The 19246-nt window shown below is 71.3% G+C and carries 23 protein-coding genes; 14 read left to right on the top strand and 9 right to left on the bottom strand.

All coding sequences use genetic code 11. From position 1 onward, the window contains the following. Positions 1-286 precede the first annotated feature (286 nt). The 5 genes from ACQEU6_RS26495 (at position 287) to ACQEU6_RS26475 (ending at position 5224) form a co-directional block, all read left to right on the top strand. Positions 287-667: a hypothetical protein gene (locus tag ACQEU6_RS26495; protein WP_499335733.1), complete on the top strand. Its 381-nt coding sequence runs from the start codon at positions 287-289 to the stop codon at positions 665-667. Between the two features lie 841 nt (positions 668-1508). Then, on the top strand, positions 1509-1940 hold the full coding sequence (locus tag ACQEU6_RS26490) for a hypothetical protein (RefSeq protein ID WP_499335732.1): 432 nt from the start codon (positions 1509-1511) through the stop codon (positions 1938-1940). Continuing rightward, on the top strand, positions 1937-3739 hold the full coding sequence (locus ACQEU6_RS26485) for a GMC oxidoreductase (RefSeq protein ID WP_499335731.1): 1803 nt from the start codon (positions 1937-1939) through the stop codon (positions 3737-3739). Before ACQEU6_RS26490 ends, ACQEU6_RS26485 begins: the two co-directional genes overlap by 4 nt. 73 nt (positions 3740-3812) lie before the next feature. Continuing rightward, complete coding sequence (locus ACQEU6_RS26480) at positions 3813-4175, top strand: PadR family transcriptional regulator (protein ID WP_499335730.1); 363 nt, start codon at positions 3813-3815, stop codon at positions 4173-4175. Beyond that, entirely contained in the window at positions 4172-5224 is a 1053-nt protein-coding gene (locus ACQEU6_RS26475) for a hypothetical protein (protein WP_499335729.1), read from the top strand. The genes ACQEU6_RS26480 and ACQEU6_RS26475 overlap by 4 nt, the downstream gene beginning before the upstream one ends. A gap of 27 nt (positions 5225-5251) precedes the next feature. On the opposite strand, the gene ACQEU6_RS26470 is transcribed toward ACQEU6_RS26475, so the two are convergent. Together ACQEU6_RS26470 and ACQEU6_RS26465 are read right to left on the bottom strand one after the other, a co-directional pair. After that, complete coding sequence (locus ACQEU6_RS26470) at positions 5252-6469, bottom strand: hypothetical protein (RefSeq protein ID WP_499335728.1); 1218 nt, start codon at positions 6467-6469, stop codon at positions 5252-5254. A gap of 59 nt (positions 6470-6528) precedes the next feature. Further along, the gene (locus ACQEU6_RS26465) at positions 6529-6687 is read right to left on the bottom strand and encodes a hypothetical protein (RefSeq protein WP_499335727.1); all 159 of its coding nucleotides are present in this window, start codon (positions 6685-6687) and stop codon (positions 6529-6531) included. A 44-nt stretch (positions 6688-6731) separates the two neighbouring features. On the opposite strand from ACQEU6_RS26465, the gene ACQEU6_RS26460 reads away from it, so the two are divergent. Both ACQEU6_RS26460 and ACQEU6_RS26455 read left to right on the top strand, forming a co-directional pair. After that, positions 6732-7493: an SMI1/KNR4 family protein gene (locus ACQEU6_RS26460; protein WP_499335726.1), complete on the top strand. Its 762-nt coding sequence runs from the start codon at positions 6732-6734 to the stop codon at positions 7491-7493. Between the two features lie 122 nt (positions 7494-7615). Next, positions 7616-8002, top strand: coding sequence for a VOC family protein (locus ACQEU6_RS26455; RefSeq protein ID WP_499335725.1), 387 nt, complete (start codon positions 7616-7618; stop codon positions 8000-8002). Between the two features lie 36 nt (positions 8003-8038). Here ACQEU6_RS26455 and ACQEU6_RS26450 read toward each other — a convergent pair whose 3' ends face one another. Next, positions 8039-8371: an ArsR/SmtB family transcription factor gene (locus ACQEU6_RS26450; protein ID WP_499335724.1), complete on the bottom strand. Its 333-nt coding sequence runs from the start codon at positions 8369-8371 to the stop codon at positions 8039-8041. Positions 8372-8460: 89 nt separating this feature from the next. Here ACQEU6_RS26450 and ACQEU6_RS26445 point away from each other — a divergent pair, with 89 nt between their 5' ends. The 4 genes from ACQEU6_RS26445 (at position 8461) to ACQEU6_RS26430 (ending at position 12260) form a co-directional block, all read left to right on the top strand. Further along, entirely contained in the window at positions 8461-9459 is a 999-nt protein-coding gene (locus ACQEU6_RS26445; protein WP_499335723.1) for a zinc-dependent alcohol dehydrogenase family protein, read from the top strand. Positions 9460-9617: 158 nt separating this feature from the next. After that, on the top strand, positions 9618-10832 hold the full coding sequence (locus ACQEU6_RS26440) for a hypothetical protein (protein ID WP_499335722.1): 1215 nt from the start codon (positions 9618-9620) through the stop codon (positions 10830-10832). A 148-nt stretch (positions 10833-10980) separates the two neighbouring features. Next, positions 10981-11586, top strand: coding sequence for a hypothetical protein (locus ACQEU6_RS26435; RefSeq protein ID WP_499335721.1), 606 nt, complete (start codon positions 10981-10983; stop codon positions 11584-11586). Positions 11587-11618: 32 nt separating this feature from the next. Continuing rightward, positions 11619-12260: a GNAT family N-acetyltransferase gene (locus ACQEU6_RS26430; protein ID WP_499335720.1), complete on the top strand. Its 642-nt coding sequence runs from the start codon at positions 11619-11621 to the stop codon at positions 12258-12260. Here the strand turns inward: ACQEU6_RS26430 and ACQEU6_RS26425 are convergent. Next, complete coding sequence (locus ACQEU6_RS26425; protein WP_499335719.1) at positions 12247-13035, bottom strand: SDR family oxidoreductase; 789 nt, start codon at positions 13033-13035, stop codon at positions 12247-12249. The genes ACQEU6_RS26430 and ACQEU6_RS26425 overlap by 14 nt on opposite strands. 110 nt (positions 13036-13145) lie before the next feature. On the opposite strand from ACQEU6_RS26425, the gene ACQEU6_RS26420 reads away from it, so the two are divergent. The 3 genes from ACQEU6_RS26420 (at position 13146) to ACQEU6_RS26410 (ending at position 15504) form a co-directional block, all read left to right on the top strand. Continuing rightward, complete coding sequence (locus ACQEU6_RS26420; protein WP_499335718.1) at positions 13146-13757, top strand: TetR/AcrR family transcriptional regulator; 612 nt, start codon at positions 13146-13148, stop codon at positions 13755-13757. Between the two features lie 114 nt (positions 13758-13871). After that, the gene (locus ACQEU6_RS26415) at positions 13872-14471 is read left to right on the top strand and encodes an RNA polymerase sigma factor (RefSeq protein WP_499335717.1); all 600 of its coding nucleotides are present in this window, start codon (positions 13872-13874) and stop codon (positions 14469-14471) included. After that, positions 14464-15504: a CU044_5270 family protein gene (locus ACQEU6_RS26410; protein ID WP_499335716.1), complete on the top strand. Its 1041-nt coding sequence runs from the start codon at positions 14464-14466 to the stop codon at positions 15502-15504. The genes ACQEU6_RS26415 and ACQEU6_RS26410 overlap by 8 nt, the downstream gene beginning before the upstream one ends. A gap of 87 nt (positions 15505-15591) precedes the next feature. Here ACQEU6_RS26410 and ACQEU6_RS26405 read toward each other — a convergent pair whose 3' ends face one another. From ACQEU6_RS26405 to ACQEU6_RS26385, 5 genes are all read right to left on the bottom strand, one after another. Then, complete coding sequence (locus ACQEU6_RS26405; protein WP_499335715.1) at positions 15592-16278, bottom strand: hypothetical protein; 687 nt, start codon at positions 16276-16278, stop codon at positions 15592-15594. Continuing rightward, a complete protein-coding gene (locus ACQEU6_RS26400) occupies positions 16275-17330 on the bottom strand; it encodes a hypothetical protein (protein ID WP_499335714.1) in 1056 nt (351 codons plus the stop codon). The genes ACQEU6_RS26405 and ACQEU6_RS26400 overlap by 4 nt, the downstream gene beginning before the upstream one ends. A 207-nt stretch (positions 17331-17537) precedes the next feature. After that, positions 17538-17939: a hypothetical protein gene (locus tag ACQEU6_RS26395; protein ID WP_499335713.1), complete on the bottom strand. Its 402-nt coding sequence runs from the start codon at positions 17937-17939 to the stop codon at positions 17538-17540. 243 nt (positions 17940-18182) lie between these two features. Next, the gene (locus ACQEU6_RS26390; RefSeq protein ID WP_499335712.1) at positions 18183-18368 is read right to left on the bottom strand and encodes a DUF397 domain-containing protein; all 186 of its coding nucleotides are present in this window, start codon (positions 18366-18368) and stop codon (positions 18183-18185) included. Further along, positions 18365-19174, bottom strand: coding sequence for a helix-turn-helix domain-containing protein (locus ACQEU6_RS26385; RefSeq protein WP_499335711.1), 810 nt, complete (start codon positions 19172-19174; stop codon positions 18365-18367). Before ACQEU6_RS26385 ends, ACQEU6_RS26390 begins: the two co-directional genes overlap by 4 nt. Between the last annotated feature and the right edge of the window lie 72 nt (positions 19175-19246).

The following is a 19246-nucleotide window of genomic DNA, read 5'->3' as shown; positions in this document are numbered from 1 at the left end:
GTGCCAGAGCTCTACGATCGGGTCCGGCCGACATACCCAGATGAGATGTTCTCTGACCTGGTCTCCATCACGGGCATGAGCGAACGGTCGTCGGTGCTCGAGGTGGGCTGCGGTACCGGTCAGGCGACGAGCTCGCTGGCAGCGCTTCGATGTCCTCGTGGCCGCGTCGGCATGGCACTGGGTGGATCCATCGATTGGCTGGCGGCGAGCGCACGCCGTACTCCGTCCCGGAGGTCGGACGGCGCTGCTCGGTTACGTCGTTGTCCGCCGGCCGGGAGAGCCGGAGGTGTACGCCGAGACCGCTGATCTCCATGAGCGGTTCTCCCCGGGGAATCCCGACTGGGGGCATCCGCCACTCGAGGACGACGTGCGCACCACCGATGAGGGCTGGGGACTGGTCGAGGATCCCGGCGGCTTCTCCGGCCCAACGATCGTCCGTTGGTACCCGACCGTTCAGTGGTTCAACGGAAACGGCTTTGCCGATCTCCTTCGCTCGACGTCGCCGTACCGAAAACTCGACCACGACGTCCGCGAGCCCCTGCTCGATGCCATCGCCGAGCGCATCCGCACGCGGATGGGCGACCGAGCATCGCGCCGATACCTGAGTGTCCTCCGTATCGGACAGCGCGCTGGACGGCCCTCCACTCGGGTCGGTGCGACCAAGTGAAAAGTAACTGTGCGTAGTTTTGGTGAACGGTGACGGTCGGGGATCGGCCCTCCGCTCCCGAACGTGTCCCCAGACATCCGCCGACCTGAGCGACCCGGCCGGTACCGGGCAGACCGAAGTCTGAAATGCATGTGCTCTGCGCCGGCGACTACCGGGCACCGTCGACCGTGGAGACTGAGACCATCATGGACGCCGCTCGTAGCCGTCGGTGCGGCCGGCGAGACATCTCGCGGCTTCCGAATTCGGCAGGACCAGCCTCTCGGCGTCGTCAGGTATCGCACCCGCGACGAGGTCCTCGGGCTCGCCGACCCATAGCTGTAGAGCCTCCCACGCGGAGAATCCAGCGTCCCGGGCTTCTCGCAACCGCCGCCGCCACCGCCCGCCGGCGTCATACCCGACGCCTCCGGTGCCACCCCTGGCGACGTAGCCGGCGGCGTCCTCGGTCTCCGAGGCCCAGAGGTACCCGATGACGTGGCCTCGAAGGACGACTGGCAGGCAACAGACCGCCGTATCGGTGCACCCCAGATAGGCGGTCTGCTCCAGAGTCCACGGACTGAGCGGCCCGAAGTCTCCTGGCCGCCCCGTCGGTTCCCAGTCAAACTCAGGCAGCGGCTTTCTCCTGCCGATCGAGGTCTGAGAACGGTGCGAGGTCTGAGAACGGTGCAAGTAACAGTGCTACAGCATCCATTTTACTGAACAATACAAGATTGTTGCGGTCTCAGATAAGGATCCCCCACCGGAACACCGGCCACCCGGGATCGCGGCCCAGGTCGGGGTGTTCCGTAAGAGTGTTCCGCGAACCATCCCGGTGACGGTGCCCTATCCGGAACCCTGAAAGGGCGTGAACGCCACGAAGGCCGCGACCCTCGGCGCCGTCCGGGTCGGGTACGCCCGCTGCTCCACCGACGAGCAGCCGCTCGCCCTCCCGGCCGGGCTGCCGGCCGACCTCGCCGCGGCGGGGCCGTGCCTGATCGTCCCCGACCCGGACGGGCGGGGGCCCGGCCTGCTGCCCGCCGCGCTGCTGCGCGACCGGACGGTCGCCCTCGGCCCGGCCGTCCCCGTCGCGCGCGCCGCCGACTCGCTGCGCTGGGCGCGCGAGACCCTCGCCCTCGCGACCCGCGGCGTCATCCCGGACGGCGGGCCGATCCGCAGCGCCGAGCACGTCCCCGTGCTCGTGGTGGCGCGGGCGGGGGAGCTGATCGACTGCGCGGATGGTCAACGGCGACCGCGGCCGGGCGGCCGCCCGCTGAGCCGCGCTTTGTCACTGCGATGACAAAGGCGGGTCCCGAATCGCTGCGTCGCGTGCATGGCGCGCGACGCTCCGGAGGGCCACACTCGGCCCCTTCGTTCCCCCGACGAAGGTGGTGCGCGGTGTCCGGTGACGGCTACGACTTCGACGTGATCGTGGTGGGCTCGGGGTTCGGCGGCAGCGTGTCGGCCCTGCGGCTGGCCGAGAAGGGCTACCGGGTCGCGGTGATCGAGGCCGGGCGCCGCTTCGACGAGGGCACGCTGCCCAAGACGTCCTGGCGGCTGCGCAAGTACGTGTGGGCGCCGCGCCTCGGGATGCGCGGGATCCAGCGCGTCCACCTGGTGGGCGGCAAGGCCGGCGTCCTCGTGCTGGCGGGGGCGGGCGTCGGCGGCGGCTCCCTCGTCTACGCCAACACCCTGTACGTCCCGCCGGAGCCGTTCTTCAAGGACCGCCAGTGGGGCCACATCACCGACTGGCGGGACGAGCTCGCGCCGTTCTACGACCAGGCCCGCCGCATGCTCGGCGTCACCGCGAACCCGCTCGTCACGCCCGCCGACGAGGCGATGAAACGCGTCGCCGACCGGATGGGCGTCGGCGACACCTACCACCCGACGCCGGTCGGCGTGTTCTTCGGCCCGAAGCCGGGCGAGGACACCGCCGACCCCTACTTCGGCGGCGCGGGCCCCCGCCGCACCACCTGCACCGGTTGCGGCTCCTGCATGATCGGCTGCAGGGTCGGCGCGAAGAACACGCTGACCAAGAACTACCTCTACCTGGCGGAGAAGGCGGGCGTCCGCGTCATCCCCGACACCACCGTCACGGCCCTGGCGCCCCGGGAGTCCGGCGGATACGAGGTGGCCGTCGAGCACACCGGCCCGCTCCGCAGGCGCCGCCGGACGCTGACCGCCGAGCACGTCGTCCTCGCCGCCGGGACCTACGGGACGCAGCGCCTCCTGCACCGCATGCGCGCCGCCGGCGGCCTCCCGCACCTGTCGCCGCGCCTCGGCGAGCTCACCCGCACCAACTCCGAGGCCCTCCTCGGCGTCGAGCGCATGACCGTCTGGCACCGCAGGAAGGACGTCGACCACAGCACGGGCCTCGCCATCACCTCCTCGTTCCACCCCGACGACAAGACCCACATCGAACCCACCCGCTACGGCGCCGGGAACAACGCCATGGGCGTCATCCGGACCCTGCTGGTCGACGGCGGCGGCGCGCCCCGCTGGCTGAAGTTCCTCGGCCAGGCCGCCCGGCACCCGACGATCATCCTGCGCGGCCTGTCCCTCAGGGACTGGGCCAAGCGGACCGTCATCGCCCTCGTCATGCAGACCGCCGACAACTCCATCACCATCGGCGAGAAGCGCGGCCGCCTCGGCCGCCGCAGGCTCGTCGCGCGCCAGGGCGACGGGGAGCCCAACCCCACCTGGATCCCCGTCGCGCACAAGGCCGTCCGGATGCTCGCCGAGGAGCTCGACGCCACCCCCGGCGGAACCTGGTTCGACCTGTTCAACGTCCCGACGACCGCGCACTTCATCGGCGGCTGCGTCATCGGCGAGACGCCCGAGACCGGCGTCGTCGACCCCTACCACCGCGTCCACGGCCACCCGGGCCTGCACATCGTGGACGGGTCGGCGGTCACCGCGAACCTCGGCGTCAACCCGTCCCTCACCATCACGGCGCAGGCCGAGCGCGCCATGGCCTTCTGGCCCAACCGCGGGCAGAAGGACCCCCGTCCCGAGCCCGGCCTCCCGTACGCGCGCGTCGACCGCGTCCTGCCGGGCCGTCCCGCCGTCCCGCCCACGGCGCCCACCGCACTCAGATGAAGGCCGCGCTCAGATGACGGCCGCGCCCGGACGGGGCCTTGTCATAGTCAGATGATCGATATATAACGATGACATGCCCAAGACGATGCAGGAGCCGACGTTCCTGATCCTCACCGCGCTCGCGGACGGCCCGCAGCACGGCTACGGGATCATGTCCGACGTCGAGCAGATCTCCGCCGGGCGCACCCGGCTGCGCGCCGGCACGCTCTACGCCGCGCTGGACCGGCTGCGGGACGAGCGGCTCATCGCCCCCGAACGCGAGGAGGTCGTGGACGGCCGGCTGCGCCGCTACTACCGGCTCACCGAGGACGGCGCCGCCGCGCTGGCCGCCGAGGTCGAGGCCCTCCAGCACCGGACGCGGGTCGCCGCCGGCCGCCTCGCCGCCCTCCCGCGCCCGCGCGGCGGCGCGTCCCCGGCCTTCGGGGGGCTCGGATGAGCGCGCTCGAACGCCGCTGCCGCCGCCTCCTCGCCTGCTACCCGGCCGCCCACCGCGCCGAGCACGAGGAGGAGATGCTGGACGTGCTGCTGTCGGCGGCCCGGCCCGGGCAGACCCGGCCGTCCCCCGCCGACGCCGCCGACCTGCTCCTCGGCGCCGCCCGCATCCACCTGCGCCGCGCCGCCGGCGACGCCACCGGGACGCCCTGGCCGGGAGCGCTCGCCATCGCCGGTTTCGTCGCCATGCTCATGCTGCTGGCGGAAGGGCTGCGGTTCGCCCTCAACGCCCCGCAGTTGGGGATGGTGATCGCCGAGCGGATGGACGACGGCGACCGGCCGCTGCCCATGCTCGCCTCCTACCTCGGCACCGCGCCCTACTGGCTGGCCTGGACGGTCGTCGCGGTCCTGGCCTGGCGCGGAGCCCGGCGGCACGCCGCCACCGCCGCCTGCGCGGTGACCGCCGCGCAGGCCGTCCTCGCGGTCGTGGGCACGAACTTCCCGGGCGCCCCGTACGCCGAAGTGGCGTCCTCCATGGCGGGCGTCCCGCTGCCGCTCGCGGTGCTGGCCACGGCGTCGCTGGTCGCCTCGCCCGGGCTCCGCCACGGCGCCCGCCTGCTCGGCCGCGCCCGCGTCGCCGGCGTCGCGGCCGCGGCGGGGGTCCTCGCCGCGCTCTCGTCGCAGCCGCTGTTCAGCCTCCTGTTCCAGGGCGACCTCGGCCAGGTGAACACGCACGACCTCGACCGGCTGTACACCTTCTCGCAGCGGTGGGGCTACGCCCAGTTCGCCGCCGCGCTGATCATCGGCGTCCTGGTCTGCGCCGCCCTGGCGAGGTCCCGCCAGGGCCGCAGGGCCTGCGCGCTGATGGCGATCGCGGGCCTGCCGCTCCTCGTCCGCGTGGGCCTGTTCCACATGGGCTCGTCCGGAGACCTCCCCCAGCTGCCGCACCTCTTCGCGAAAAGCCTGGTCGGATTCGCCGTGGCCATGCTGTGCGTCCGCCTCGCGGAACTTCCGCTGCGGAGAGGAGCTCCCGCCCACCCCGGTCGAGCCTGACGGCCGCCGCCGCGCGACGAGCCGGGGCTACTCCTCGGGCTCGGCCGCCTCGGGCTCGGCCGGCGGATCGTCTATCGCGCGGCGGGTGGCCTGGTGGACGCGGACCGCCAGGATCGCGCGGGCGAACCGTCCGGCCAGCTCGCCGTCCATCAGCTCCGGGACCTGGTCGACGCCGACCAGGCCGCCGGGCTGGACGGTGACCGCGCCCACGTCGCCGATCCGCACGCCGCGGCCGTCGACGAGATCCTCCATGGACGGCAGGTCCAGCGCCGCGCGCAGGGTGTCCTGCAACGCGCGCGCGGTCGCGGCGTCGCGGTCGATGCGGATCTCGGCGGCGTCCGCGCGCTCCTCGGCCCGGTCGGCCCGCGCCCGCTCCCCGTCGATCCGGGCGTCGGCGGTGTCGGCGAGCTGCTCGGCGCGCTCGGCCCGCGCGGCCAGCTCCCCGGCCCGCGCCGTCGCCGCGTCGCGCTCCACTCTCAGCCCCGCGACCTCGCCCTGCACGACGCTCAGTTCCGCGCGCAGCCGCCGCTCGGCCTCGGCCGCCTCCTCCAGCTTGGCGCGCGCCTCCGCCAGCTCGGCACGCACGCCCGACAGCTCGGTTCGCGCGTCCGCCAGGTCGCTCCTGGCCGCGGCCAGCGCGGCCTGGTCGTTGCTCAGCCGCGCCGCCAGGTCGTCGCGCTCGCGCTCGGCCTGGGCGCGCGCCTCATGCTCGGTGCTCCACGCCGCTTCGGCGCGTTTGCGGATCCCCTCGGCGTGCGCGGCCTCGTTGGCGGACGTGGCGCGGGCCTGCTGGTGGGCGCCGGCCTCCTTCCACGCGTTGGCCTCGCTCTCCTGCGCCGCGGTGATGCTGGCCTTGGCGGCGGCGAGCCCATCGGCCAGCTCCTCCTCCGCCTCGACGGTCTCCTGGCGGGCCGCCTCGGCGCGGGCCTCGGCCTCGCTCGCGAGGATGCCCGCCTGGGCGGCCTCCCGCCGCGCGTCCCGCGTCTCGGCGAACGCCTTCTCCGCGCCGGCCAGCACGTCGCGGACCTCGCCGTCCAGCCGCACACCCAGCACGCCCGCGCTCTCGACGAGCTGCGCGACCAGCCCCGCCAGCCGCTCCACGTCCCGCCCGAACGCCTGGACCGGCGCGGGGACGGTGCTCGTGGCGCGCTCCACGAGCGCGTCCGCGGCCGCCGGCGCGCCGCCCGGCAACCGGATCGGCGCGGTCAGCGCGCCGTCGTCCGGAACCTCTTGATCTTCGCGCACGCGAGCATCCTAGTGAACCGGGCTGTTTCGCACCTCCCGGACGAACAGCTACATATCGGTTAACCGAGGAGGCCCCGCTCGCGCAGCCGGGTGATCGCCTCCACGCCGCCCATCACGGGCATCCGCAGGTCCCCGGCGAGCCGCTGCCGCTCCTCCACCACCCCAGCCTCCCGGGTCTGGTCGACCAGCCGGGCGTGCAGCCCGGCGTTCTCGGCCATGGATCGGTGGATAACGGTCACCGTCGGTGCTTGAATCCGGGCGCATGAAGGAGAACGGGAGCCCGATGGTGGACGAGGTCGTCGCTCGGCTGGAAGCGCTCGCGGCGGATTCCGGCGGCCGGGTCCGGCTCGCGCCGCCCGTGAGCGGCGAGGAGATCTCCTCGTGGACGACGGGCGTGCCCGGCGAATTCCGCGCGTTCCTCGAACGGACCTCCGGGTTCACGGTCGAAGGCCATCCGCACGTCTTCGACTTCAACCCTCCCGCCAACCATGTGCCGGTGGCCAACGAGTACTGGCCGCTGCAGGACGCGTCAGCGAGCTGGATCCTGCACACCGACGGCTCCGCGACGACCTACTACGCGGACGTCGATCCCGAAAGCGGCGCTTGGGGCCGCGTCTTCAGCTTCTGGGAAGAGCCCTACGCCCGCCTGGTCGCCCCGGACTTCCTGACCTGGGTCGACAACCTGGTCACGGGAATGCGCCTCACCCTGGAGTCGGCCCAGCCCGGAACCGGGCTGCGCCGCGCTTTCGCCGAATGGCTGTACGGCGCGGAAGACTCCCTCTCCCGGCACCCCTCGGACGTCGTCGAGCCCATGCCGGTCGCCACGGCCCGAACGTCCGGCGACGCGCAGGTGGCGGAGACGGCCGCCGGCCTCCCGGACGACGCCTTCCTGGCCGACCTGCGAACCGCCGCCTACCCGACCGAGGTCCCGTTCGCCCGCGTCGTCCCCGTGGGAGAGGTCGTCACCTACACCCGCCTCCGCGGCGGGGGCTTCCTGGCCGCGGCCCTCGTCCCCGATCTCTGAGCGCCCCCGCGGGACGTCCGGCCGGGCGAGCCGAGCGCAAAGATCTTCAAGCTCCGGACCCGCCGGTGTCGGCAGGCTGGTCGCACGCCGGGCGCCGCGAGCGCCCGGCGGTCCGTCCAGCCATGTTCGTCAGCAGGGGGTTCCCCATGTCCGTCCTCAACGGTCTCGGCGCGGTCATCATCGACTGCGCCGACCACATCGCGCTGGCCGAGTTCTACCGGAAGGCCACCGGCTGGGAGGTCGGCTACGGCGACGACGACGTCGTCTACCTCGGCGGCGGATCCTCGCCGCAGCTCGCGCTCCAGCGGATCGAGGGCTACCGGCCCCCCGTGTGGCCCGGCCCGGCCAAGCACGTCCACCTGGACTTCGCCGTCGCGGACGTCGAGGTCGCGGTGAAGGAGCTGCTCGCTCTCGGCGCGGGCCGCCCGGACGCCCAGCCCGGCGGGGACGAATGGACCGTCCTCACCGACCCGGAGGGCCACCCGTTCTGCATCGCCGCCGGCGACTGAACGGGGAGGCGTCCCGTGAACCGCCCGGCGGGGCCTCTAGGCGGGGAGAGGGGACGTGCGGTCGGCGGCGGTGATGGCGTCGAGCAGGCCGGGGAAGGCCTCGTCGAGCTCGTCGCGCCGGAGGGCGTTCATGCGCGAGGTGCCGACGTAGTACTGCCGGATCAGCCCGGCCTCGCGCAGGACCCGGAAGTGGTGCGTGGCCGTGGAGTTGCTCACGGGCAGGTCGAAGGCGCCGCAGCGGATGTCGCCGGCCGCCTCGCGGAGCCTCGTGACGATGCTCCGCCGCACGGGGTCGACCAGGGCCTCAAGGACCTGCTGCAACGGGATCGTCCGGACGTCGGGGTGCGGCGGGACGCGGTCGGCCTCCATGGCGCCCATCATACGACAGCCATCAAAGTTTGACAGCCATCGTACTTAGGGGTTCAGTGGACCGACCTGCTACGAGAAAGGGCCCCGCGATGGCCAGGACGGTGTTGTTCCGCGAGCTCGGCGGTCCCGAGGTGATGCGGCTTGAGGACGTGGAGGTCGGCGAGCCCGGTCCGGGCGAGGTGCGGATCCGTGTGGAGGCGATCGGGCTCAACCGGGCCGAGGTGCTGTTCCGCACCGGCCGCTACATCGAGCCGGTGAAGGCGTTCCCCGCCAGGCTGGGCACCGAGGCCGCGGGCGTGGTGGAGGCGGTCGGCGCGGGTGCCGGCCGGTTCCGGCCGGGTCAGCCGGTCAGCACCGTGCCCGGGTTCTCCCAGAACGAGTACGGGATCTACGCCGAGCAGGCGATCGTGCCCGCCTCGGCCGTGCTGCACCGTCCCGACGGCCTCGGCGCGGTCGAGGGGGCGGCCGTGTGGATGCCGTACCTGACGGCCTACGGCGCGCTGGTCGAGGTCGGCGGCATGCGGCCGGGCGACACGGTCGTGCTGAACGCGGCGTCCAGCAGCGTGGGACTGGCCGCCGTCCATGTCGCCGAGCGCGTCGGGGCGACACCGATCGCCCTGACCCGCACCGCCGGCAAGAAGGAGGCGCTGCTCAGGGAGGGCGCGGCCGAAGTGATCGTCACCGGGTCGGACGACGTGGCCGGACGGGTGCTCGCGGCGACCGGCGGCCGCGGCGCCGAGTTCGTCTTCGACGCCGTCGCCGGCCCCGGCGTGACGGACCTGGCCCGGCTGGTCGCACCCGGCGGGACGCTCCTGGTGTACGGCGCACTGAGCGGCGAACCGACCCCCTATCCGGGCATCGGCCTCGGCCTGCCGGCGCTGAACATGCGCACGTACACGATGCTGGAGACGACCAGGGACCCCGAACGCCTCCGCCGCGCCGCCGCCTTCGTGACCTCCGGCCTGCGCTCGGGCGCGTTCCGTCCCGTCATCGACCGCACCTTCCCCCTGGCCGCGATAGCCGACGCCCACCGCCACCTGGAGTCGAACACCCAGATCGGCAAGATCGTCGCCACCGTCCCCCGCTGACGGCGGCCCGGCCTGACGCGCCGCCGGCATCACCATTACGTCCTCTGCCATCCGAAAGTTCATAGAATGGGCCGGACGGATCGGCAGGCATCTGGCCGGCTTGCGGGCCCCGGTCTCGGAGTGCGAATGGCGGGTACGGTGTGACGGGAACAACAGAGGTGGCAGAAGCCCGCATCGAGGACGCGAGCACCATCCTGGTCGCGCCTTCGACGATGCAGGACAATGATCTGGCCAGGGACTTCCTCGGGTCCGTGATCACGCCGGAGGAGCTCGCCTCCGGCGGGCCGAACCTCGCGCGGAAGACCGTCTACCTGTGCGGCGACGTATCCGGGATCAGCCGCCGCCACCTGCATGCGGCGGCCCGGGTATTCGTGGTCCGGGAGATGTCACACGGTTACCGCGAGGACGCCGGCGCCCCTTGGAATCTCGTCGACCTCGGGCAGGTTCCCATCCGCGTCCACGGCGTCGGCGTGTACTACCGCCGCTTCTTCGGCCTCGGCGCCGATCACTTTGAGCGGATCCGTGCGGAGCACGCGTTCCAGTCTCTGACGGAGTCCACCAAGCCTGGGGCGGCACATCGCAGCGGAATCTATCTGACGCCCGTCACACGAGACGGTGACGAACTGCATTTCCGCCTGCTCCGGTGCTCCACGAATCTCTCGGGGCCGACCGCGAGTTTCGGCCCGACCGACACGGGCATCGTCGAGGCGCTGAACCGCGAGGCCGCCGCCGTCTTCCGGAACCAGGCGCCGCTGAATCACGTCCTCGCTCAGATCTACCACAACACGCTCGCCACGGCCGAGCGCAAGCAGTCCAAGGCCAAGATCTCGGCCCATGCCGACAAGACCAAGGACATGCCGGTCAACGGCATCATGGCCTTCTGCACCTTCTACGACCGGCTCGACAGGCTGCGCCCCTTGGCCGACGACGCCTTCGACTACGGCGTGAAGGGTGCCAGCGGGCTGACCAAGCTCCGCTTTCGCCTCAAGGAGCCGACCGGGGAAAGCGACGGGAGCGCGCTCCCTCCGCAGTTCACCGTGACGCTCTACCCCGGCTCCGTTTTCTTCATGCCGCTGTCCACCAACCGCCTGTACACGCACGAGATCCGGCCCTCAGCGCTGGACGCCGAGGTGCTCCCGGTCCGCATGGGATACGTGGTGCGCTGTTCGAGCGCCGAAGCCGTTCACAAGGACGGCCGCACGTATCTCAAAGTGGACGAGGATCTGGTGGAGCTGGAGCCGCCCACACCGGCGGGCATGGACGAGCTGCGCCGGTTGTACGCCGAGGAGAACAGGACCTCGGCCTTCATCGATTACGGCGACGAGCTTCTCTTCAGTATGAACACGGGAGACTACGTTGCCCCCCGGGTCTAGGATCTCGGACGAGATCATCTCGTGTGCTCTGCCCGCCGAGGAGAATCTCTTTGCGGAGCTGTCCGCATCGGCCCGTTTCGAGGACGTGGGAAAAGGCCGGCGTGGTGCCGTGCTTGCCAGAGTCGACGAGGCTGATGGTGTGCCTCTCGTGCGCACCACCACTCGATACGGCAGCCCGACGCAGCGTTTCCGGGCCGTGCACGAACGGCTGGCGCGACGGATTCAAGAACGCGCGGCGCTTTCGGTCGGCTTCAACAACGCGCTCATCGAGAGCTACACGAACGCCTGCACGACCATGGGCGGCCATTCCGACCAGGCCCTCGATCTGGCCGACGGGTCGTTCATCGCCGTCTTCTCCTGCTACCGGGATCCCGAAGCGGGCCCGCCGAGGAAGCTGATCTTCGAATCGAAGGGATCCGGTGGCGAGAAGTTCGAGATCCCTCTCGTCCACAACGGTGTCGTCGCGTTCTCCGTCGACTCGAACCGCCGGCTCAGGCACAAGATCGTATTGGACGCGCCCGGCCGGACGGCGGACAACCAGTGGTTGGGTATCACTTTTCGGACGTCAAAGACCGTGCTTCGGTTTCGCGACGGACATGTATACCTCCCGCAGGGTGCGCGCCTCGGGTTGGCCGACGATGAGCAGAGGCCCGAGTTCTACCGACTGCGGCGTCGTGAGAACAAGGAGACGGACTTCGTCTACCCCCCGCTGACGTACACCGTCAGCGAGAGCGACCTGATGCCGCCCGTCTGACCCTGACCGTCCACGGCCGAACGAGGGCCCTCATGCTCACTCTGGCGGAGATCGCCGAGGATCCCGACGTCCTGACGCGCCATCTGGAGCCGCGCGGCGGCGCGCGTCTCGTCTTTCGCCCTCTGGCCCGCACCAACGCCGAGGGCCTGGCCGGCTTCCTCGCCGGGCTGTCCTCCGAGACCCGCGGATTCAGCACGTTCGAGGGCTATGACCTGGCGGCGGCCCGGGAACTCTGCGCGGCCGTCGCGCGCTACGACAAGCTTCGCCTGGTGCTGGAGGAGGAGGCGCCGGTCAGGATCGTGGGGCTGCTGGAGTTCAGCCTCTCGCTGCCGCGAGGCGACGTCGCGCGCTACCGCGAGGCCGGGATTCACCTGGACGAGGGGACCGACTGCCGGTTCGGCCCCACGCTGGCCGACGGCCACCAGGGCAACGGGCTGGCGACGCTGGCCCTCCCGCTCGTCTGCGACGTCGCCCGGCGGCTCGGCAAACGCAGGATCATCCTGTGGGGCGGCGTCCTGGCCGACAACCCGCGCGCCATCCGCTACTACGAGAAGAACGGCTTCCGGCGGGCCGGGGCCTTCACCGGGCCGGACGGCCGCACGTCCCTGGACATGATCCTGGACCTCGGCGCCTCCCCCGGCAGGCCGCCTGCCCGGGCGGTCAGACCGTCTTGATCGCACCGCCGTCCATGACGAGGTCCGCGCCGTTGACGCTCGCCGCGAGCGGCGAGGCGAGGTAGGTCACGAGCGAGGCGACCTCCGCCGGCTCGACCAGCCGCCCCGTGACCATGCCGGTCCGAGCGGGCAGCCCGGCCAGCAGTTCCTCCTGCGACACGCCGAACGCGGCGGCCATCTCGGCGCCGTAGCCGTCCGGAGCCTCCCACATCGACGTGCGGACCACGCCGGGCGAGACCGTGTTCACGCGGACCCCCTGGGGGCCGAACTCCTCCGCGAGCGCCTTCCCGAAGGCGGTCAGCGCGGCCTTCGCCGTCGTGTACGGGATCGGCCCCGCGTGCGGCATGCGGGCGGCGTTCGAGGAGATGTTCACGACGCGGCCGCGGCGGCGGACCAGGCCCGGCAGCGCGGCGCGGGTCGTGCGCACGGCGGCGAAGAAGTTCAGTTCGAAGAACGAGTGCCAGAGGTCGTCCTCGAAGCCGAGGAAGCCCCGGACCGCGTCGCCGCCGTCACCCCCACCGACGTTGTTGACGAGGATGTCGAGGTCGCCGCCGAGTTCGGCGACCGCCCGCTCGACGAGAAGGGCGGGCCCGTCCGGCGTCGCCAGGTCCACCGGGACGATCGTCGCGCCGGTGGCCTCCAGCTCCGGCGTGGCGGTGCGCGCCGCGGCGACGACGCGGGCGCCCTCGGCGGTGAGGGCCGCGACGGTCGCCAGGCCGATCCCGCGACTCGCGCCGGTCACCAGGCCGGTACGGCCCGTCAGTCGAGTGTCCATGCGTACACACCTCTTCGATTTGCGACAGTGAAGATGCAATGAACTTAATACCTGCATCATCTGTGTTGCAACTAGCAAGTCATCGGCTGCTCGGCGGTAGCATGTCCGTCATGACGGCAGTGGACGGGCCCGGGGCGCGGCAGAGGCGGCCTCTCAGGGCCGACGCGGAGCGGACGGTGCGGGCGATCCTGGAAGGGGCCGAACGCGTCCTCGCCGCCAACCCCTCGGCGACGATGGAGCAGATCGCCGAGGCCGCGGGCGTCGCCCGCACGACGGTCCATCGCCGTTTCGCCACCCGCGAGGCGCTGCTGGACGAGCTCACCGGCTGGGCCGCCCGCCAGTTCGCCGACGCCGTCGAGTCGGCCCGCCCGGACACCACGCCTCCGCTCGTCGCGCTGTACCAGATCACCGCGAACGTGCTGCGGGTGAAGGCGGGCTGGTCGTTCGCCATGAACCGCGCGGACCACGACGCGCACCCGGAGGCGGCACGCATCCACGCCGACGTGCGCGCGGGCTGCGACCGGCTCCTCCGCCGCGCCCGCGAAGCGGGCGTGCTGCGCCCCGACGCCGATCTCGACTGGACCCGCCGCGTCTACTACGCGCTCATCCACGAGGCCGTGGCGGAGGCGGAGGCCGAGGGCACGGACGTCGACGTCCTCGCCGCCCGCGTCGTCGACACCCTCCTGCACGGCGCCGGCGCCCCGGCCCGAGCAGCACTCTGAACCACGCGGTGGAGCGATCGCTCACCCGTTTCGGTCCCGTCGGCGAGAGGCGGGAACCGGTTGCGGGCGGCTCGGCAACAACGGGTGTCCCGACCCGAAGCCGAGAGGCCGTACATGAGCACTGCGAGCGAAGAGGACGCCGATGACGCCTCCGTCATCAGGCGGTCCTGTCAGGAACCCGAGGCGTTCTCCGAGGTGTTCCGCCGGTACGCCCCGGACATCAAGCGCTACGTGATCCGCCGGCTGGGCGCCGACGCCGCCGAGGACGTGGTGGCCGAGACGTTCCTGGCGGCGTTCCGGCAGCGCGACCGGTACGACCTGGCCCGTCCGAACGCGCGGCCCTGGCTGTACGGGATCGCCACCAACCTGATGGGTCGCCACGTGCGGACGGAGGTGCGGCAGCTGCGCGTCCTGGAGCGGATGGGCACCGACCCGGTGATGGAGCCGTTCACGGAACGCAGCGACGAGCGGCTCAGCGCGGGGGCGTCCGGCAGGGTGCTGGCGAGCGCGCTGGCCGCGCTGCCGAAGGGGCACCGCGACGCCCTGCTGCTGGTCGCCTGGGGCGATCTCAGTTACGCGGAGGCCGCGCAGGCGCTGGACGTGCGCGTCGGGACGGTGCGGTCCCGCATCAACCGGGCCAGGCACAAGCTCCGCAAGCACCTCGGTACGACCGAATCCGTGATCTACGTCAGTGAGGAGCCCGTCCATGAATGAGATGACCGAGCTTGAGCGGTTCCGCTCGGACGTCCCCGAGCTCGACCTGACCCACGTGCGGGCCGAGGAGCGCAGGCTGCTGAGCGTCATGCGGGACGCGACCACGGACGCCGGGCGTCCCGCCGGACGGCACGTCCCCGCCCGGGCCCGGCGCGGGTGGATCGGGCTGGCGGCGGGGCTCGCCGCCGCGGCCGCCACGGCCGGAGTCATCGCGGTCGACGCGGGCGGGGAGCCCGGCGCCCCGCCGGTCGTGCACACGATGCCGGTGGCGTCGGTGCAGGTGCTCAAGCAGGCCGCCGACCACGCGGCCAGGTCCCCGGAGCTGCACCCCCGCTCCGGCCAGTTCCTCGTCTTCGACTCCGAGACCATGGAGACCGTCGACAGCGGCTCCGGCGGCAAGGTGACGCGGTACCTGGACCGGCAGGAACGGAAGATCTGGCTGCCGGTGGACGGCGACGCCACGCACGGCGTCCTGCGGTTCAAGACGCTGGAGCCCAAGCCGTACCCGGGGTGGCCCATCCCACCCGAGGCCCGCAAGGACGTCGGCCGCACCTCGACGTCCAAGGCCGCCGACACCGACGACCGCGCCGAGCACCTGCGCAACGACTACGCCTACCTGAGCCGCCTGCCGGCCGATCCGGCCAAGATGTACGAGCACCTGTACATCGGCCTGGGCACCGGCCCCGAAGCCGACGCCACGGCATGGCAGAACGTCGGCGGCATGCTCACCGAGGCCTACATGCCCCGCGCGCAGCGGGCCGCGCTGTTCCGGGCGGCGGCGTCCATCCACGGCGTCAAGACCGTCGGCCACGCGGTGGACGCGGCGGGGCGCAAGGGTGTCGCCGTCACGCTGGAGGCGGCGGGCAGCGATGTCCGCGAGGAGTACGTCTTCGACGAGAAGACCTACGAGTTCCTCGGCCACCGCAGCGTCGTCACCAACGCCGAACAGGCGAAGGCGCCGGTCGGGAGCGTGCTGACCAACTCGGCGCAGCTGAAGGTCTCCATCGCCGACCGGCCCCCGGCGGTGAGCTGAGCCCACGGCGCGGGCGGGGCCGCCTCCCCGGTCTCGCCCGCGCCCGAGCCTTGGCAGGAGCGGAGAGCCCCGAAGCGCCGGGGCCGGTCAGGACGCCGTCGCGATCGAGACGACCGCGACGGCCATGGCCGCGGCGCACACGACGCCGGCGATCACGAAGGCGAGCCGATAGGGATGCCGCTCGACCCACGACACGAGGCCCGGGTACGTCTCGGCGAACTTCTTGGCGCTGACGGGGCCGTCGGGCCCGCCGCACGGCACGCCGAGCGCGTCCACCAGCCGGGTGAGATCCTCGCGCTTGTAGAGATCGCCTTGCAGCCTGAAGAGCAGGGCACGTTGCGCGTCGAGCACGAACAGGCTCTCACCGGCCCCTCCGCGCGGCGCGATGATGCTCGCGCGCACCACCTCCGCGACGCGCGAGCGCGGCCGGCGCTTCCGGCCGAACAGTCCCTGGACGACGAGCTCGTGAGCCGTCAGGGTGATGCGGGAGCTGAGCAGGACCCCGAGCGCCAGGGGGACCAGCGCGACGAAGAGGCCGCCCACGATCAGGCCGAACACGACCGGGGCGTCACCGACCAGGATCGCGGCGACGATGCCCGCGGCGGCCACCGCCAGGACGACCAGAACGATCAAGCCTGTCCGGAAGTCCGGCCGAATGACGAGCTCATCCTGAACACCGCTCACGCCGACATCGTCCCTTCTCCCGCTGCTCAAGAGCTTGCCGCATCGACGGCGATGCTCCGGCCGCACGAAACCGGTCCGCGCCACGTTCATCCGGTCAAGGACTCGACACGGTCTCTGACGTCGGCGTAGTCGTTCTCCGCGTCCTCGACGATCGCCTTCGGGGTTCGGCCGTCGCGCCGCTGGAGGTGGGTCTCGGCGATGCGGGCCAGTTCGGGGCGCAGGTCGACGCTCTGGTCGTCGATCTCCTCGCCGGATGTGAACGCCATGGCGGCGTCGAAGGGGTCGACGCCGGCGGCGAGCAGGAGGAGCAGGTCGCACAGGTCCTTGGCGACCGGGCCGACGTAGCCTTCGCTTCCGAACAGCACGACGGGTTGCCGCTCGATCGGGAGTCCCTCATGGACCCGCCAGAACGCGACCCGCCCGCCGCCGCCGTCCATTCCGAACGCGCGGAACTCCCGGCCGGCGTCGCCGTCACCGGTCCAGGACGCGACCGCGTCCGGCTCGAAGCGGTCGAACGCCTCGAAGTCGAGCCCGTCGAGTCCCGAGGCGTCCTGGTGGGCCTTCAACGCCCGCAGGGCGGTGGGGAAGGGCTCGTCGGAGGCGGGGGACGGCCAGAGCGGGATCTCCCGGGCATCCGGTGTCGCCGCCCGCAGCAGTTCCGGGTCGTTCTCGGCGCGTTCGTTCAGGGCCAGCAGGTACCAGATGAACCGGCCGTCCTCGTGGTATCGAACCTCGAACGCGCTCTTCTCGTCGCGGTGCAGTACGTGCACCACGTTCCCGTACTTCGCGACCATGCTGTCCAGTGCCCGTGCGCGCGCCTCCGGCTCGGGCAGCGCCACCGTGAGGCCGTCCCGCACCGGTGCGGGATAGGACTCGGTGACGTAGACCTTGGTGACGTAGCCGATCACCGGACCGACCCCGCGCACACGGTCTGAGGGGTAGCGGCCGGGGACCCGCACGGTGGCCTTGTAGGCCATCTCCCAGCCTTGCTCTGGGACGCCCATGCCGTCCCAGCCGTCCCTGCCGGGGAACGTCGGCGGTGGACGCAGACCGTGGGCACGGTGCAACTCGGCCAGCCGAGGATCGTCGGTGCGGCTGCCGAGCAGGCCTTCCAGCAGGGCGTAGGGGGGCGGGTTGATCATATTGGGACGATAGCCCCGACCGTGGGCCCGCTGTGGGGGAAGCCCAGGCGCGCGTCAGCACGGCGATCTCGGGGGCCGGGCCATGGCGGCGGAGGTGCGTCGTGCAGCATCCGTACGGCGGTGCCCGCCGCGTGCGCCCGGTCGGCATCGATCTTCAGGAACGGACGTGAGGGCGGCCTGGGCCCGCACCGTGAATGAGATGGCGTCTCAGGCGACCTTGGTGATCTTGCATTCGATGCCTGCGGATCCGATCGGGGCCTGCGCCGCAGTGGTTCCCCCGAAGGTGTTCGTGCCGCGAACCTGGAAGGTCTGAAGGCCGATCCGCTGGTGGGAGGCCGCATCCAGAACCTCGACGGTGACCGAGTAGCTCGTCGCGTCGCCCGTGATCGTGCCGCTGATCGTCACCGTGCCCTGTGATCCGGCCGCGTTCACCTGGCATTCGACATGGGTGCTGTAGTTCTTCGGGCCAAGGGACGGGGTGCTCCCTTCCAGCGCGCCGATCGAGTAGAGCGCGGCGAGTAGCCCCAGGAGCCCTGGCACACCCAAAGCCAAGATCACCAAGGTCTTCCGCCTCGGGCGCGGACGCGAACCGTGGTCATCATCGGCCATGGTCCACTCGTGAGTCGGCATCGCGGTCCGGTCACCCCGATCAATCCCGATAAGCGAAGTTTGCGCAGATCAGCCTATAGCCCAGCCGGTGCGGCTTGATCGTGGGCGTCCGGTACGGGGGACCGGCGGGCGCCGGTGGCCGCGTCACTGTGGTCCCTGGACAGCGAAGGCGCTCAGGACGCTCCGTGCACACGCGGAAGGCGTACCGCGTCGCTCGGCATGGCGGGTGACCTGTCCGGGCGGTCAACGCGGCAGAGAGTCTCGCTTGGCGCGGGAGAGGAGGTCGGCGAAGGCGTGGCGGGTGAGGGTGAGGTGGCCTGCGCCGGGGGCTTTGCTGTCTCGGACGCCGATCGCGTGAGGGAGGCGGGCCAGTTCGACGCAGTTGCCGTGATCTTCCGACCGAGTGGATTTACGCCAGTGAATGTTCATGAGAGCGAGTCCAGCGTCTTGGTGATGAATGCACGGGATGCCTCGACGGACAGCGAAGACATGCCGATCTCGTCATACCGTATCGCTTGTTCCTGGATATCGATGGGATCGAGAGAGATGTGGCCTGTGGAGCCGACAGTGGCGAAGCCGAGGTCGCCGGTGGGGGTCTGCATCACGGTGAATCCGCCTCCGACGCCGCCGTAGCCGATCAGCTTGTCAGAGGTCACTCGCAGGTAGACGTTCGGCCACTCCGACACTTCGAGAAGGTGGCCGAGTTGGTCGCGCATGACGTCCACATCGCCGAACGAGCGCAACACGGCTGCGGTGTCGAGGATGGCCATGAGCTTGCAGGGATGCGAACGGGTGAGAATCTCCTGGCGGGCCAGGCGCTCTGTGACCGCGGCGTCGGCGTCCGTCCTGCGGCTGGACGTGAAGATGGCGCGTGCGTAGGCCTCGCGTTGGAGGAGCCCCGGGATCAGTGAGGGCTCGTAGGTTTTGATGAGGTTCGCTCGGTGCTCGTATTCCTTGAACGTCTCCCACCAGTCGAGGTCTCGGGCGTTCTTGGCGTGTTTGACCAGGTTCTCGAAGAGGCTTTGAAGGCCCCATTCTTGATCTATTACCCTGGCGCGCCCTGTGGGGAGCTGCACGTCCCCCGATTCATACCGTGCAACAGTCGACCGATCGCAGTCGAGTACGACGGCCAGGGCGGCTCCCGAGATCCGCCGCATCTGGCGCTGTCTGCGCAGCTCAACGGCTATGAGATGCCAGAGCGAGAAGTCGGGGCGCAGTGAGTCGGCGCGGCTCATTCGCTTGCCTCCGTCGTTGCATCTGTTTCACGAACCTTTCGAAATTAACTCGGCGCGGTCACGCTTGTCTCT

This window comes from Spirillospora sp. CA-108201, from assembly GCF_050936235.1.
GTDB lineage: Bacteria > Actinomycetota > Actinomycetes > Streptosporangiales > Streptosporangiaceae > Spirillospora.
The sequence above is the reverse complement of the archived record's forward strand: the minus strand, read 5'-3'. Positions and strand labels throughout refer to the sequence as shown.